The 13,371-nt window shown below is 74.1% G+C and carries 11 protein-coding genes; 1 reads left to right on the top strand and 10 read right to left on the bottom strand.

The genetic code is table 11. The features are described 5' to 3' along the window. The first annotated feature begins 19 nt into the window (after positions 1-19). The gene (locus OHV05_RS04590; protein WP_405016461.1) at positions 20-520 is read left to right on the top strand and encodes a GNAT family N-acetyltransferase; all 501 of its coding nucleotides are present in this window, start codon (positions 20-22) and stop codon (positions 518-520) included. An 8-nt stretch (positions 521-528) separates the two neighbouring features. On the opposite strand, the gene OHV05_RS04585 is transcribed toward OHV05_RS04590, so the two are convergent. From OHV05_RS04585 to OHV05_RS04540, 10 genes are all read right to left on the bottom strand, one after another. Further along, positions 529-1,329: a DeoR/GlpR family DNA-binding transcription regulator gene (locus OHV05_RS04585; protein ID WP_405016460.1), complete on the bottom strand. Its 801-nt coding sequence runs from the start codon at positions 1,327-1,329 to the stop codon at positions 529-531. 37 nt (positions 1,330-1,366) lie between these two features. Then, positions 1,367-3,760, bottom strand: coding sequence for a right-handed parallel beta-helix repeat-containing protein (locus tag OHV05_RS04580; RefSeq protein ID WP_405016459.1), 2,394 nt, complete (start codon positions 3,758-3,760; stop codon positions 1,367-1,369). A gap of 138 nt (positions 3,761-3,898) precedes the next feature. Then, positions 3,899-4,753 (bottom strand): MOSC domain-containing protein, encoded by an 855-nt coding sequence (locus tag OHV05_RS04575; protein WP_405016458.1) that lies wholly within the window; start codon positions 4,751-4,753, stop codon positions 3,899-3,901. Positions 4,754-4,934: 181 nt separating this feature from the next. Further along, positions 4,935-5,603 (bottom strand): DUF6643 family protein, encoded by a 669-nt coding sequence (locus OHV05_RS04570; protein ID WP_405016457.1) that lies wholly within the window; start codon positions 5,601-5,603, stop codon positions 4,935-4,937. A 337-nt stretch (positions 5,604-5,940) separates the two neighbouring features. After that, positions 5,941-6,384, bottom strand: a complete 444-nt coding sequence (gene mscL / locus OHV05_RS04565; RefSeq protein WP_405016456.1) for a large conductance mechanosensitive channel protein MscL — start codon at positions 6,382-6,384, stop codon at positions 5,941-5,943. Between the two features lie 201 nt (positions 6,385-6,585). Then, complete coding sequence (locus OHV05_RS04560) at positions 6,586-7,785, bottom strand: DegT/DnrJ/EryC1/StrS family aminotransferase (RefSeq protein ID WP_405016455.1); 1,200 nt, start codon at positions 7,783-7,785, stop codon at positions 6,586-6,588. Continuing rightward, on the bottom strand, positions 7,772-9,295 hold the full coding sequence (locus OHV05_RS04555) for a hypothetical protein (RefSeq protein ID WP_405016454.1): 1,524 nt from the start codon (positions 9,293-9,295) through the stop codon (positions 7,772-7,774). The genes OHV05_RS04560 and OHV05_RS04555 overlap by 14 nt, the downstream gene beginning before the upstream one ends. Next, on the bottom strand, positions 9,295-10,344 hold the full coding sequence (locus OHV05_RS04550; RefSeq protein ID WP_405016453.1) for a GNAT family N-acetyltransferase: 1,050 nt from the start codon (positions 10,342-10,344) through the stop codon (positions 9,295-9,297). Before OHV05_RS04550 ends, OHV05_RS04555 begins: the two co-directional genes overlap by 1 nt. Positions 10,345-10,384: 40 nt before the next feature. Beyond that, positions 10,385-11,485 (bottom strand): glycosyltransferase, encoded by a 1,101-nt coding sequence (locus OHV05_RS04545; RefSeq protein WP_405016452.1) that lies wholly within the window; start codon positions 11,483-11,485, stop codon positions 10,385-10,387. Continuing rightward, positions 11,482-13,215, bottom strand: a complete 1,734-nt coding sequence (locus tag OHV05_RS04540) for a tyrosine-protein kinase family protein (RefSeq protein ID WP_405016451.1) — start codon at positions 13,213-13,215, stop codon at positions 11,482-11,484. The genes OHV05_RS04545 and OHV05_RS04540 overlap by 4 nt, the downstream gene beginning before the upstream one ends. Between the last annotated feature and the right edge of the window lie 156 nt (positions 13,216-13,371).

Raw genomic sequence — 13,371 nt, 5'->3', positions numbered from 1 at the left:
GGATGGTATTCAGTGCGGCATGGATGATCTTCTGACCGAACGCCTGACCCTGCACCCCTTCACCCCCGAGGAGGCCGGGCGGGTGGCCGCCGGCGAGCCCGGCCCCGCCGACCACTGGGCGCCCGGCTACCCGGCCGAGGGCGAGCGGACCGGTGCCCGGATGTTCCTGAAGGGCTGTCAGGACGGCCAGGATCCGCACCCGTTCGGGAACTTCGAGATCCGCCGCCGCACCGACGGCGCCGCGATCGGCGGCATCGGCTTCCACGGCGGCCCGGACGACACCGGCGCGGTGGAGGTCGGCTACGGCCTGGCGGAGACCGAACGCGGCCAGGGGTACGCCACCGAGGCGGTGCTCGCGGTGCTGGCGCACGCCAGGGCGGCCGGTGCACGGGTGTTCCGGGCCGAGACCACGGTCGAGAACGCGGCCTCCCAGGGCGTGCTGCGCAAGGCGGGCCTGGCGCTGGTCCGGACGGACGGGGACGCGCTGCACTTCGAACTCCCGCTGGTGGGCGGCGAGTAGCGAGGGCCTCAGTCCGCGATCAGCAGCTCGCGCAGCTGCGCCCGGGCCTCGGCGGCGGCCGGGGCCGGCAGGCCCGGGTCGGTGACCCAGCTGTGCACGGCGGTGAGCGGGGCGATGGTGGAGAGCGCGACCACGCCCCACTTGGTGTGGTCGGCGACCACCACGGTGCGGCGGGCCGACTCGATCAGGGCCCGGTTGGTCTCCGCCTCGGCCAGGTTGGGGGTGCTCAGGCCGGCGTCGGCGGAGAGGCCGTGGGCGCCGAGGAAGAGCAGGTCGAAGCGGAGCGAGCGGATCGCCCGGTCGGCGACCGGGCCGACCAGGGCGTCCGAGGGGGTGCGGACGCCACCGGTGAGGATCACCGTGGTGGCCGCCCCGGTGCCCTGGCGGCGGGCCCGTTCGAAGACCTCGGAGACCGGCACCGAGTTGGTCACCACGGTCAGCCGGTCGATCTCCAGCAGCTGCTGGGCCAGCGCGTACGTGGTGGTGCCGCCGGAGAGGGCGATCGCGCTGCCGGGGGTGACCAGGGCGGCGGCGGCCCGGGCGATCTGCTCCTTGGCGGACGGTTCGAGCGAGGACTTGGCCTCGAAGCCGGGCTCGTGGGCCAGCGGGGCACCGGGGGCGACCGCGCCGCCGTGCACCTTCTCGACCGCCCCGGTCCTGGCCAGCGCGTCCAGGTCCCGGCGGATCGTCATGTCGGACACGCTCAGCCGCTGGGTCAGTTCGTTGACCCGGACGCCGCCGCGCCGCCGGACCTCGTCGAGGATGAGCGCCCGGCGCTGCTCGGCCAGCAGGTTGCTGGTGTCGGACATCTGATCGGCCCTTCGCTGGATTTCCTCCGCCATCCTGTCAGATCGTCACACCGGAACGGGGCAGCGGAACCGGCAGATCGGCCGGCACCAGCAGCTGGAGCTCCTCGGTGGACGGGTCGGTCAGGTGGGCCACCCGCATCGCGTGCCGCTCCACCATGGTCTCGAAGACCTGTCGCGCGGTCCGCCCGTTGCCGAAACCTGGGCCGCGCTCCAGCCCGGCGAAGTGCTCCAGCAGGGCCCCCTCGGTCGCCCCGGCGAGGGCGTACTCGTGCTCGGCGCACTGCGAGCGGGCGATCTCCAGCAGCTCGGCGGCGGAGTAGTCCGGGAAGGTGACGGTGCGGGAGAACCGGGACGAGACCCCGGGGTTGGCGCTCAGGAAGCGCTCCATCTCGACGGTGTACCCGGCCACGATCACCACCACCTCGTCGCGGTGGTCCTCCATCAGCTTCACCAGGGTGTCGATCGCCTCCCGGCCGAAGTCCCGGGCGCCGTCCTCGGGCGCCAGCGCGTACGCCTCGTCGATGAACAGCACCCCGCCCCTGGCCCGGTCGAAGGCGGCCTGGGTGCGGATCGCGGTGGAGCCGATGTGCTCGCCGACCAGGTCGACCCGGGCCACCTCGACCAGGTGGCCCTGCTGGAGCACGCCGAGCGAGGCCAGGATCTCGCCGTAGAGCCGGGCCACCGTGGTCTTGCCGGTACCGGGGGAGCCGGTGAAGACCAGGTGGCGGCGGAGCGAGGGCGCCTTCAGCCCGGCCTCCCGGCGGCGGCGGCCGACCGAGATCAGGTCGATCAGGGTGCGCACCTCCTGCTTCACGGTGGCCAGGCCGATCAGCGACTCCAGCTCGGCCAGCGCCTCGTCGGCCGGCCGGTAGTCCGGGATCGGGGCGATCGGGGTGGCCACCGGGGCGGCGGCGGTGGTGAGTTGGGCGGTCCTCGGGGTGGGCAGTTCCGGCGCGGCCGGGGCCACGTCGTCGGAGATGCAGCCCTCGGTGACCGGGCCCGGCTCGGAGAACTCGAAGCCCGCCTGCTCGTTCTGCTCGGCCCGGCACCGGGTCAGCGCGGTGCGGCAGCCGTCCAGCACGTAGAAGCCGAAGCCCTTGCCGTGCGAGACCCGGCAGTCGGTGAAGCTGCCCCGGCCCTGGGCGAAGACGTACACGGCGGCCTCGGCGGCGCCGCGCACGGTGCAGTCGGAGACCTCGGGGTCGGCGCCCTTGGTGACGATCACCCCGGTGCTCACCTCGGAGATCTCGCAGCCGGTCAGCGTCCCGCCGCTGCCGTGGTCGCGGAACCACAGCCCGGTGCCGGCCTCCTGGATCCGGCAGTCGGCCAGCGCCACCGTGGCACCGCCGCTGACCGAGACCGCCGAGCTGCCGATCCGGCTGAACGAGCAGTCCTTGGCGGTCACCCGGGAGCCCTGGTCGAGCACCGAGAGGGCGTCCCGCAGGTCGTGCAGCGAGCAGTCGGTCAGGGTGAGTTCGGCCCCGGCGCAGACCCAGACGGCGGGGAAGTCGCTGCTGCTGGAGTGGATCTCGCTGGCCACCGCCTCGGCCCGGGTGCCCGGCTCCCAGACCGAGAGCGCGCCCCGGCCGAAGTCCTGCAGGGTGCTCTGCTCCAGCCGGAGCCGGGAGCCCCGGCGCAGGTCGGCGGCGTTCTCCGGCAGGTCGTGCACCCGGCAGCCGGTCAGCGTCAGCTCGGCGCCGGTGTCCAGGGTGAGGCCGTTGCCGGTGACCCGGTGGATCTCGCAGTCGGTCAGCCGCCCGGTCGCCTGGGACTCGGCCTGGACGCCGCTGCCGCGGATCTCGTAGATCTCACAGCCCGTCAGCTCGGCGGTGCTGCCCTGCTCGGCGAGCAGCACCCCGGCGCCGCCCGCGTGGTGCACCCGGCAGTTGGCCAGCCGGGCGGTGGCGCCCTCCAGCACGGCGAGACCGGCCTGGGCCGAGGAGGCCAGCTCGGTGTCCTCGGCGAGCAGGGAGGCACCGGAGCGGAGCCGGACGCCCAGTCCGCTCGGGTTGAGCACGGTGCAGCCGCGCAGCACCGCGGCGGCCCGGTCGGTCACCTCGACGCCGACCGCGGCCCGGGTCTCCACCCGGCAGCCGGCCAGCTCGGCGGCGGTGTCCGGGCCGGTGACCAGCACCGCGGGGACGGAGCTGTCGCCGCCCTCGATCACCAGGCCGTGCACCTGGGCGTCGGCGGTGACGGTCAGCGGGACGCCGCTGGAGGGGTTGATCCGGACGCTGCCCGGGCCGTCGGCGGGCCGCAGTACGACCGCCTTGTCCAGCGCGACGTTCTCCCGGTAGGTGCCCGCCCGCAGGGTGAGCGTGTCGCCGGGCTCGGCGGCGGCGATCGCCTCGGCGAGGGTCTCGTACTCGCCCGCCCGGCGCCGCCAGCGCGAGGCGCTGTCCTGCGTGACCCGGACCCTGTGCTCACCCATGACGACCTGCCATCCCCACCTCGGACCCTCCGGCGATCGGGGGGTCTCAGTCAACGACCTGCCCCGGACGCTGCGGCTGCCACACCGGATACAACGAGCGAGCAGGTTTTCGGTTCCGACGCTGGTGTCCTGCCGGGCTCACTCCAGCACGGTCAGCTCGTCGCCGAGGTGCAGGGTGCCGACCAGCCCGGTGAAGCCCGCCGGGCGTTCGGGGATCAGGTTCTGGCCGAAGACCAGCTTCTGGCCGATCCGGTGGTGCCGGCCGAGCGCGCGCAGCGGCTCGGGGCCCTGGCGGACGCCGGTCTCCTGGTCGGTGGTGGTGACCAGGCAGCGGCCGCAGGGCTTGGCCACCCGGAAGGTCAGCTCGCCGATCCTGACCCGGCGCCAGTGGTCCTCGGCCCAGGCCGGGGTGCCGTCGACCACCAGGTTGGGGCGGAACCGCTCCATCGGCAGGGCGGCCGCCTTGCGCTCGTCGTCCGGGTGGTCCTCGGCGATCCGGGCGTTCAGCTCGTCGAGCGAGCCGGTGGTGGTGAGCAGCAACGGGAAACCGTCGGCCATCGTCACGGTGTCGCCGGGGCCCGCGTGGTCGGGGTTCACGGGCCGGCTCAGCGGGTCGTCCAGGTGCACCAGCCGGACGCCGGGGAACCAGCCGGCGAACCAGTCGTTCACCTCGGGGGCGGCCAGCGCGGTGGCGAAGAGGGTGCCGAACACCTCGGCCTTCACCTCGGGGGCGCCGTGGGCGACCGAGGGGGCGGCCACCTCCAGCCGGCTGCCGTCCGGCCCGGTGACCGCCAGCGAGCCGTCCGGGGAGGGCAGGGCCCGGAACTGCCCGAGGGTGGGCTCGTCCCGCTGGGTGACCGCCCGGCCGCTCTCGTCCACCAGCATCCAGCGCCGGTCGCCCAGCAGCCCCCAGGGCTCGACCTGGGCGCTCTCCGGGCTGAGCCGGTAGGTCGACTTGACGGGGTAGATGTGCAGTCCGGTGAGCTGTGGCATGGGCCCATCCTGCCAGTTGTCCCGGCGGTGCTCGCGCGGGCCCGGCGGGCCGGCCGTCCGGGCACGCGCGAGGGCCGCCCGGACCGTGGTGCGTACTGGTCCGGGCGGCCCTCGGGACGACCGTGGTGCCCTGCTCCGTCCGGCTCCCCCCTGGGGCCGGGCAGGTGGTGCGCGGCTGGGGTCAGTAGGCGTTCCCCTGGTGGCCGGGCTGCGGGTACTGGCCCTGCTCGGCGTACTGCGGGCGCTGCTGCTGGACCGGGCGGACCGGGGCCACCGGAGCGGCCGGGCGGAGCTGGTTGCCACCGAAGCTCTGGTCCTGGAAGCCCTGCGCGGCCTGGCCGTTGAAGCCCTGCGGCGCGCCCTGGTAGCCGCCCTGGGCGGCGAGGTTGGGCGCCGTGGCGTAGCCCTGCGCACCGAAGGCCTGGCCGGCCTGCTGGTACTGCTGGAAGCCGGGGCCGGGGCCGGGTGCGGTGGGGCGCTGCGGCGGCAGGTACGGCTGCTGCTGACCGCCGTAGCCGGGGACCGGCGGCTGCGGGGCGGCGGCGTACTGCTGGGCCGGGATGTACTGGGTGGCCGGGGCCGAGCTCGGGCCGGGGCCGAGCGCGAGCCGGGCCGGCGGCAGCGCGGGCAGGTTGCTCACGGGGCTGTCGAAGCCCGGATTCCCGTACCCGGAAGCGTAGTTGTTGCCGTAGCCGTACCCGGAGGAGGCCGGGGGGAGGGCGGCGGGAACGTTGATGGGGGCGATCTGCGGGACACCGCGCTCTGCGACCAGGCTGTCGTAGATGGGCGTGCCGGAGCTGAAGGACGGAGAGGGGTAGCCGACTCCGTCGTAGGAGCGGGGCGAGGTCATGGGGCATACCGTAAGCCCACAATGTGCCTGCTGAGGAGAGTGGGAGGCGTAGGAGTTCCAGTGTTTACGTACTCTTCGCTAGAACAACTCACTCGAAAGTATGACGATCGGACATTTCGCCGTCGTTTTCCGGCCACTCAGGGGTTGCGGCGCGGGGCTGACGGTGGGTCGAACGCGCGGCGAACGGGTCGTGTCCGCGCGTCTCCGTGAACCCGGCGGTGAGCCGAGGGCGCGTGTCGGCGTGGCGTGAGCCCCCCGGGCCGGTCGCCGGATCGGTCGCCGGACGCGCCACGGCCCGGCAGCGCGGGGCCGCCGGGCCGGGTGGGGCGGTGCGGGGCTAGCGGGAGGTCAGCGCCTGGGCCGGGAAGCCGGGGCGCCCGGCCAGCTCCGAGGTGCAGTGCGAGCAGCGCAGCGCGGCGGCCGGAATCGAGCTCAGGCAGTCGGGGCAGTCGGTCTTGGCGACCGGGACGTCCTTGATCGGCTCGAACCGGGCCTGCAGCCGGCCGACCGGGAGCACCACGGCGAAGTAGATCACCGCGCTGATCAGCACGAAGCTGATCAGCGCGTTCAGGAACGCGCCGTACGGGAAGCTGGTGCCGCCGATCTCGAAGGAGCGCTTGCTGTAGTCGCCGACGGCACCGGTCGCGACACCGAGCAGCGGGGTGAGGAACGCCGTGACGAATCCGGTGACGACGGCGGTGAAGGCCGCGCCGATCACGATACCGACCGCCAGGTCGACGACGTTTCCGCGCAGCAGGAAGCTGCGGAATCCCTTGAACACCGGGAACTCCAAACCATGAGGAGGCCGGGGGACCGGCCGGGGGAGGGTGGGGCCAGCAGGCCCAGCGGGTCATTCTGCCCACTCAACCCCCTTGTGGTCCAAGTGAGTTCACCCTATCCGCCTAATCGCCGCACCCCCGTGCGAGGCCCGAATGGGCTTGCCGCCCGGCCCGGCGGGGCACCGGGCGGCAGGGTGGCGGGCTCAGAGCCCGGCGGCGCGCAGGCGCTCCGCATACGGCTGGATCCGGGCCACCGCCTCGGCGGTCCGCCGTACGGTCGCGGCGTCCATCTGGGTCCACAGCGGCACCGTCAGCACGGCGGCGGCCAGCCGGTCGGTGACCGGCAGCGCCTCGGCCTGGCCGAGGTGGGCGTACGCCTGCTGGCGCTGTACCGGCGGGTGGAAGTAGCGCCGGGTGTCGATGCCCTCCGCCTTCAGGGCCCGGCCCAGCTCGTCGGCGGTGAGGCCGAAGGCTTCGGCGTCCAGGATCAGGGTGAGGTCCTTGAAGGTGGAGACGTCGCCCTCCTCGGGCAGCGCCAGCCGCAGCCCGGGCAGCCCGGCGGTGGCCCGGGCGAACTCGGCCACCAGTGCGCCCCGGTGGGCCACCCGCGCGGGCAGCTCGGCCAGCCAGCTCAGCCCGACCGCCGCGTGCAGCTCGCTCATCCGGGCGTTCAGGCCGGGGAAGAGCGTGTTGTAGTCACCGGGGTTGCCGTAGTCCCGGCCGTGCCGCAGGGTCTGCGCGAGCGCCGCGTCCCGGGTGGCGACCAGGCCGCCCTCGCCCGCCACCGCGACCTTGGTCGGGCTCATGCTGAACACCTCGGCCAGGCCGAAGTTGCCCACCGGCACGCCCTTGCGGCTGGAGCCGAAGCCGTGCGCGGAGTCGTACACCAGCGGCAGCCCGGCCGCGTCGGCGATCCGCTGCAGCTCCTCGGTCTGGCAGGGGGTGCCGTAGACGTGGGTGGCCATCAGCGCGGCCGGGTTGTCGGCGGCCTTCAGCCGGGCCTCGGCGTCGGCCGGGTCCAGCGTGATGTCCACCTCCCGGGCCTCGGCGAACAGCGGGGTGCCGCCCGCCCAGTGCGCGGCGTGCGCGGTGGCCGAGAAGGTGAAGCCCGGCATCAGCACCGGCCGGCCCTCGCCCACCCCGGCGGCCTGCAGCACCAGCATCAGCCCGGCGGTGCAGTTGGAGACCGCCACCACGTGCGGTACGTCCAGCAGTTCGGCGGCCCGCTGCTCCAGCTCGGCCACCGTCCGGCCGTTGGTCAGCATGCCGCTGTCCAGGACGGCGCCGAGCCGTTCCAGCAGTCCGGCCCGGTCCGGCACCTGCACCCGGGTCAGCGGCAGGCCGTCGGGGAAGGCGGGTGCGCCGCCGAGAAAGGCGGGTGTGGCAGTGTCAGTGGAAGTCATGGTCGGGTCGATCCCCCCTGGGTCGAGGTGGTGGCTGGGACGGACCGCCGGGACCGCCCACGCGGGCCGGGCGGAGCTCGGAGGTCGGCGGACGGGAACCCCACTGGCCGGGCTGGGCCCGCCAGACCGGCGGCCGGGAGCGCCGCCGGCCGACCGGGCGGTCGCCGTCGCCCTCGGGTCTGGGCACGGCCAGCAGGACGAGCACCAGCGGCAGCACCTGGACCCGCTCGCGGGACAGGATGCCGAGGTTGTTGATGGTCGAGAAGGCCCAGCAGAACAGCAGCGTGTACACCAGCGCGAAGGCGATGTACGAGCGGCGCAGGAACAGCCGGGGGAGCTGACGCATCCTCGGCCAGCCCCGGATGAACATCACCAGCAGGGCGAAGCACTCCACCGACTGGAACAGGCTCTGGATGTTGGACGCCTCGAACGGGAACGGCCGGAACAGCACGCTCACCACGGCCATCGGCAGTCCGGCCGGATTGAGGCTGAAGGCGGGTGCGGCGTCCTCGGGGGCCGGTTGGTTGATCACCGAATTGCCCTGCGAGGTACGGCGGGAGGTCTCCGAGAGCACCTGGTTGACCGAGTCGCCCCCGCCGCCGGTGGTGCCGAAGAAGGTGTTGACCTGTTGCAGCATCAGCATCACCATCGCGCCCAGCACCACCACCGTGACCACCATCCGCAGCGGCCCCAGCGCACTGACCTGCTTCGGCCGCTTGCGCAGCACGTACGCCACGGTGAGCCCGGCCCCGGCCAGCACGGTGACGTGCGGGCGGACCATCGCGGTGCCCAGCGAGCCCAGCGCGATGAGCACGAAGGCGCCGAACCGGCGGTCCAGCAGCCGGGCCACGCCGTAGGTGGTCAGGCCCAGACAGAACATCATCCAGGCGTCCTTGCCGATGCTGGACGGCCAGAACAGCAGCGAGGGCAGGAAGAAGACCAGCTTGGCGTAGCGCCGGGTGTCCGCCTCCGGGAAGGCGATCTGCAGGGCCCGCCAGAACAGCAGCAGCCCCCAGAAGCCGAGCCAGGAGAACACCAGGAAGCCGCCGACCAGCGACGGGCCGGTGATCGCGTAGATCACGCCGGTGACGATGATGATGAAGCCGGTGCCCGCGACCTTCATGCCGAGGTCGTAGTGGATGCCGGCGGAGAAGTCCGCACGGTCCAGGAAGAGCGCCAGCTCACCGCCCTTCTGGTGGTACATCTTGGCGTCCGCCGCGCCGCCGTAGAGCACGAAGGCCATCAGGTACCGGGGGAAGGCGCAGAGCAGCTTGAGCGCCATCGCCAGCATCAGCAGCTTGAAGATGTCCCGCTCGGGGTTGTTGGCGGCCACCCGGGCCAGGATCGGGGTGCCGATCGCCATCAGGGCGGGCAGCACCAGCAGGGCGCCCCAGGTGTCGTAGCTGGTGTGCACCATGGCCAGCACGAACACGGTGACGTAGCCGAGCACCAGCGACCCGGCCACCACGGACGGCCACGGGACCGACCGCAGCAGCGGGTGCCGGCCCATCAGAAGACCTCCAGGTCACCGAGGGTGAACCGGAACTCCGCGAGTCCCGGCGGCGGCCGGCCCGCCGGGGTCCTGGCGGCCAGCCGCAGGCCGGTGCGCGGTGCGCGCAGGTAGCCGACCCGGAGCGCTGCCCGGGCCGCCTCGGTGCCCGGGGCCAAGTGGGTGGCCACGTGGTCGCCGCCGGCCCGGGCGGCGGCCCGGAGCAGCCGGGCGGCCGACTCGCCGTCGCCGGGCCGGACGATCAGGTCGGCCAGCGTGAACTCGACCAGCGGCCCGCGTCGCCGGGGCCGGCCGAAGGCCACCCCGGCCAGCTCGCCGCCCCGGTGACAGGTGATCACCCGGTAGTCCAGGCCGGGCGCGTCGCCGTAGCGCCAGCGCAGGAACTCCTCGGTGCGCAGCACCGCGAGCCTGGTGTCGGGCGCGTCCGCCGCCGCCCGCTCGTGCAGCAGCTCGGTGATCGGCTCGGTGCCGAACCAGTCGGCGGCGGTGGGTAGTTCGCAGCTCACCGGGCCGACCGCGGCCCGCCGCCGGGTGAGCGCCGCGCGGGCGCCCCGGGCGAACGACAGCGGCCGGGACACCCGGAGCGTGACCGGGACCTGGCCGAGGTCCTGCCAGCCCATCCGCAGATAGCCGGGCAGGCTGTTGCCGTTCGGCGTGTTGAAGACCAACTCGGCCTCGGGGGTGACCTGTTCGAGTAGCTGGGTGGTGAGCCGGCGGAACACGCCCCGGCCCTGGAAGTCCGGATGGGTGGCGGTGTCCACCGGGCGGACCGCCCGGACCACCTGCCCGCCGCGCTGCCACTCCCAGCGCAGGAACAGCCGGACGCCGACGATCCGGCCCGCCGGGGTGACCGCCACCAGACCGGGGCTGGCGCCGAACGGGTTGCGGCGGTGCTTCCAGTCGAAGAACCCGGCACTGCGGGTGCCGGTCGGGCCGCCCGCCAGCGAGGCGGTCAGCAGGTCAAGTACCGCGGGGTGGTCGGCCGGGGCGAGCGGACGGCAGATCAGCTCGGCGGCGTCGTCCCGGCCTTGCTCGGGGCTCGCGCTCACGGTGGTGGTCTTCCTCTCGGAGGGGTAGGGCGGGCGACGGTCAGCTCCGCAGCACCTGCTCGTACACCTGCTCCACGGCCCGTTGGGCCCCGGCCACGTCGAAGCGCTCGGCGCGCAGCCGGGCGGCGGCGCCGAGCCGCTCGCGCAGCCCGGCGTCCCCGGCCAGCCGCCCGAAGGCGGCGGCCAGGCCGGCCGGGTCGCCCGGCTCGACCAGGAAGCCCTGCCCGCCGTCGTCCAGCACCTCGGGCATCCCGCCGACCCTGGTCACCACCGAGGGCAGCCCACTGGTCATCGCCTCCATGAGGGCGACCGGCAGGCCCTCCTGACGCGAGCTCAGGGTGAACACGTCGAAGCCCGGCAGCAGTTCGGGAACGTCCGACCGGGAGCCGGCGAACAGCACGCCCTCGCCCGCCGCCGCGCGCAGCTCCGCCTCCAGCGGGCCGGAGCCGATCAGCACCAGCCGGGCCTCCGGGTGCCGCTCGCGGAGCAGGCCGAACGCGGTCAGCAGGGTGGCCTGGTCCTTCTTGGGGGTGAAGTTGGCGACCGTGCCGATCACCAACGCGTCGGCCGGCAGGGCGAGTTCGGCCCGGGCGTGGGCGCGGGCGGCCGGACCGCCGGCCGCACCGCCGAGGTCGGGGCCGTGGTGCACCACGTGCACGAACTCGCCGGCCCGGCGGCGGGCCGCCGGGATCGCCGCGGCCACCGCGTGCGAGACCGCGATGACGGCTCGGTTGCGCCGGTAGGTCAGCGAGTTGGCCCACCGGGTGGCGGTCCGGTAGCGCTCCCAGACGTTGTGCTCGGTGTGCACCAGCACCGGCCGCCGCCGGCCCAGGGTCAGCAGCCGGACCGCGGCGGCCGGGACCGGCATGTGCGAGTGCACCAGGTGGTAGCGCCGCCGGGCCAGCAGCCGGGCCAGCCGCCAGGGCCAGAGCCGCCCGGGGGCCGCGCCGAGACAGTGCACCCGGACGCCCGCCGCCTCCAGCGCGGGCACCAGCGCGTCCTTCCACGGCAGCACGTACGCGACCTCGATCTCGTACCGCTCGCGGTCCGCGTGCCGGGCGCAGTTGACCAGCAACTGCTCGGCGCCGCCCCGGCCCAGGCCCTTGGTCAGCCAGAGCACCCGGATCGGCCCGGCGGTCATCGGAGCTCGCCCTCGTGGCCGCCGGCCGCCGACTCGGCACCGGGGGGCGCGTGCTGGGTGCGCCGGGCCCAGGTGGGCGAGGCGCGGTGTCGGGGCTCCTCCCTCGGCTGGTGCGGCTGGGTGGGCACCGGGCCGGTCGGCTGCGTGGGCCCGCCGGGCTGGGAGCTGCCCGGCTGGGCGCCGCCGTGCATGCCGTCGCGCTTGCGGCGGACCGACTGGCCGAGCGTGCCGAGCAGCGCCACGCCGGCCACCGGGACACCCGTCCGGGACAGCAACTCGCTGACCCGGTCGGCCTGTTCGGGCGTCACATTGCCGGCCATCGCGGTCACCAGCACCGCGTCCGCGTGCCGGACCAGGTCGTACGCGTCGTTGGCGTGCAGCAGCGGGGAGCTGTCGATCAGCACCACGTCCGCGTGCCGCCGGGCCCGGCGGAGCACCTCGCCCGCGCGCAGTACCAGGGCGGCCGGGTAGGCGGTGGTGTTGCCGCCGGTGATCAGGTGCACGCCGTCCACGTTGGTCCGCCGGATCAGGTCGTCCAGCTCGGGCAGCTGCTCACCGCTGAGCAGCTCGGCCATCCCCGGCCCCGAGCCCACCCCGAACTGCTCGTGCGCCTGCGGATGGCGGAAGTCGCAGTCCAGCACCAGGACCTCGCGGCCGGTCTCGGCCAGCGCGGCGGCCAGGTTGGCCACCGTGGTGGTCCGCCCGTCGCCGCTGCGGCCGGACATCACCAGGATCACCGGCGCGGGCTGGGCCAGCCGCCGGGAGACCAGCTCGGCCGGGTTGAGGTTGCCGTCGGCCAACTGCGCGGCGAGCGAGGGCGGTCCGGTCAGCAGCAGGGTGGAGCGCAGCGAGCGGAACGCCTCGGCGCCCGGGTCGGACGGCCGGGCCACCACCAGCGGGTCGCGCAGCCGGCGCAGCCGCCGGGAGAGCTGCGGGATCTCGCCGATCACCGGGAGGTTGAACGCCTCCTCCACCGCGTTGCGGGAGCGCAGCCGGGTGTCCATCCGACTGAGCATCAGCGCGGCCACCACGCCCAGGGCCAGCCCGAGCGCCACCGCGAGGGTCAGCCGGACGCCCCGGTTCGGCGAGCTGAGCAGGTTGCCGCCCGCCTCCTTGGCGTCGATCGAGCCCCACTGCTGGATGGCGTCGGTCTGGCTGACGTTCTGCAGGTCGCTGATCGCGGTCAGGGTCTTGGTCAGCGAGGCCAGCGCGGCCGTCAACTGCGGCTGCAGCTTGGGCTGGTCGGCCGGCTTGGCGGCGGAGAACTGCTGCTGGAACTTGTTGACCTGCTCCTGCTGGGTGGCCGCCTGGGCCTCCAGCCGCTTGATCGACTCGCTGGCGCTCTTCGCCGACTCCTGGCTGTAGCCGTTGATGATCGCCTCGGCGAAGGCGGCGGCGGTGTCCGCGCAGTTGTGCTGGGTCGGGCCGGTGACGGTCACGGACAGCATCTGGGTGCTGGCCGCGGAGACCGTGCGGCGGGCCGCCAAGGCCGCCACGTCGGTGACGCCGAGCTTCTTGGCGGCCGCGGTGGTGACGTCCGAGCCGCCGGCGTACGAGAGCACCTGGTCCGCCCGGACCGCCTCGCCCGAGCCGGCCACCGGGGTGATCGCCACCTTGCACTGCCACTTGCCGTTGTCGACGGTGTCGACGGTGGGGGTGAGCAGCAGACCGATGATCAGGGCCGCCACCGTGCAGCCCGCCAGCAGACGCCAGTAACGGCGCAAAACCATGAAGTGGTTAGCCGGTTCCACCGGTTGGTTCCCCTCGCGTTCGTGGTGCATACGCCGTACGGACCGGCCGGGCCGGATGCAGGGTCGGCTCCGTACGATCCGGTGACGGCTCGCGGCCGCGCGACACCCCCCGACGTCGCCGACCCTCCCCGAAAC

The sequence above is a fragment of the Kitasatospora sp. NBC_00070 genome (assembly GCF_045041205.1).
Classification (GTDB): domain Bacteria; phylum Actinomycetota; class Actinomycetes; order Streptomycetales; family Streptomycetaceae; genus Kitasatospora.
The sequence above is the reverse complement of the archived record's forward strand: the minus strand, read 5'-3'. Positions and strand labels throughout refer to the sequence as shown.

Excerpts from the sequence above, each read along its gene's own strand:
- OHV05_RS04590 (WP_405016461.1), top strand. The coding sequence starts at position 20 with ATGGATGATCTTCTGACCGAACGCCTGACCCTGCACCCCTTCACCCCC.
- OHV05_RS04585 (WP_405016460.1), bottom strand. The coding sequence starts at position 1,329 with ATGTCCGACACCAGCAACCTGCTGGCCGAGCAGCGCCGGGCGCTCATC.
- OHV05_RS04580 (WP_405016459.1), bottom strand. The coding sequence starts at position 3,760 with ATGGGTGAGCACAGGGTCCGGGTCACGCAGGACAGCGCCTCGCGCTGG.
- OHV05_RS04575 (WP_405016458.1), bottom strand. The coding sequence starts at position 4,753 with ATGCCACAGCTCACCGGACTGCACATCTACCCCGTCAAGTCGACCTAC.
- OHV05_RS04570 (WP_405016457.1), bottom strand. The coding sequence starts at position 5,603 with ATGACCTCGCCCCGCTCCTACGACGGAGTCGGCTACCCCTCTCCGTCC.
- OHV05_RS04560 (WP_405016455.1), bottom strand. The coding sequence starts at position 7,785 with ATGACTTCCACTGACACTGCCACACCCGCCTTTCTCGGCGGCGCACCC.
- OHV05_RS04555 (WP_405016454.1), bottom strand. The coding sequence starts at position 9,295 with ATGGGCCGGCACCCGCTGCTGCGGTCGGTCCCGTGGCCGTCCGTGGTG.
- OHV05_RS04545 (WP_405016452.1), bottom strand. The coding sequence starts at position 11,485 with ATGACCGCCGGGCCGATCCGGGTGCTCTGGCTGACCAAGGGCCTGGGC.
- OHV05_RS04540 (WP_405016451.1), bottom strand. The coding sequence starts at position 13,215 with ATGGTTTTGCGCCGTTACTGGCGTCTGCTGGCGGGCTGCACGGTGGCG.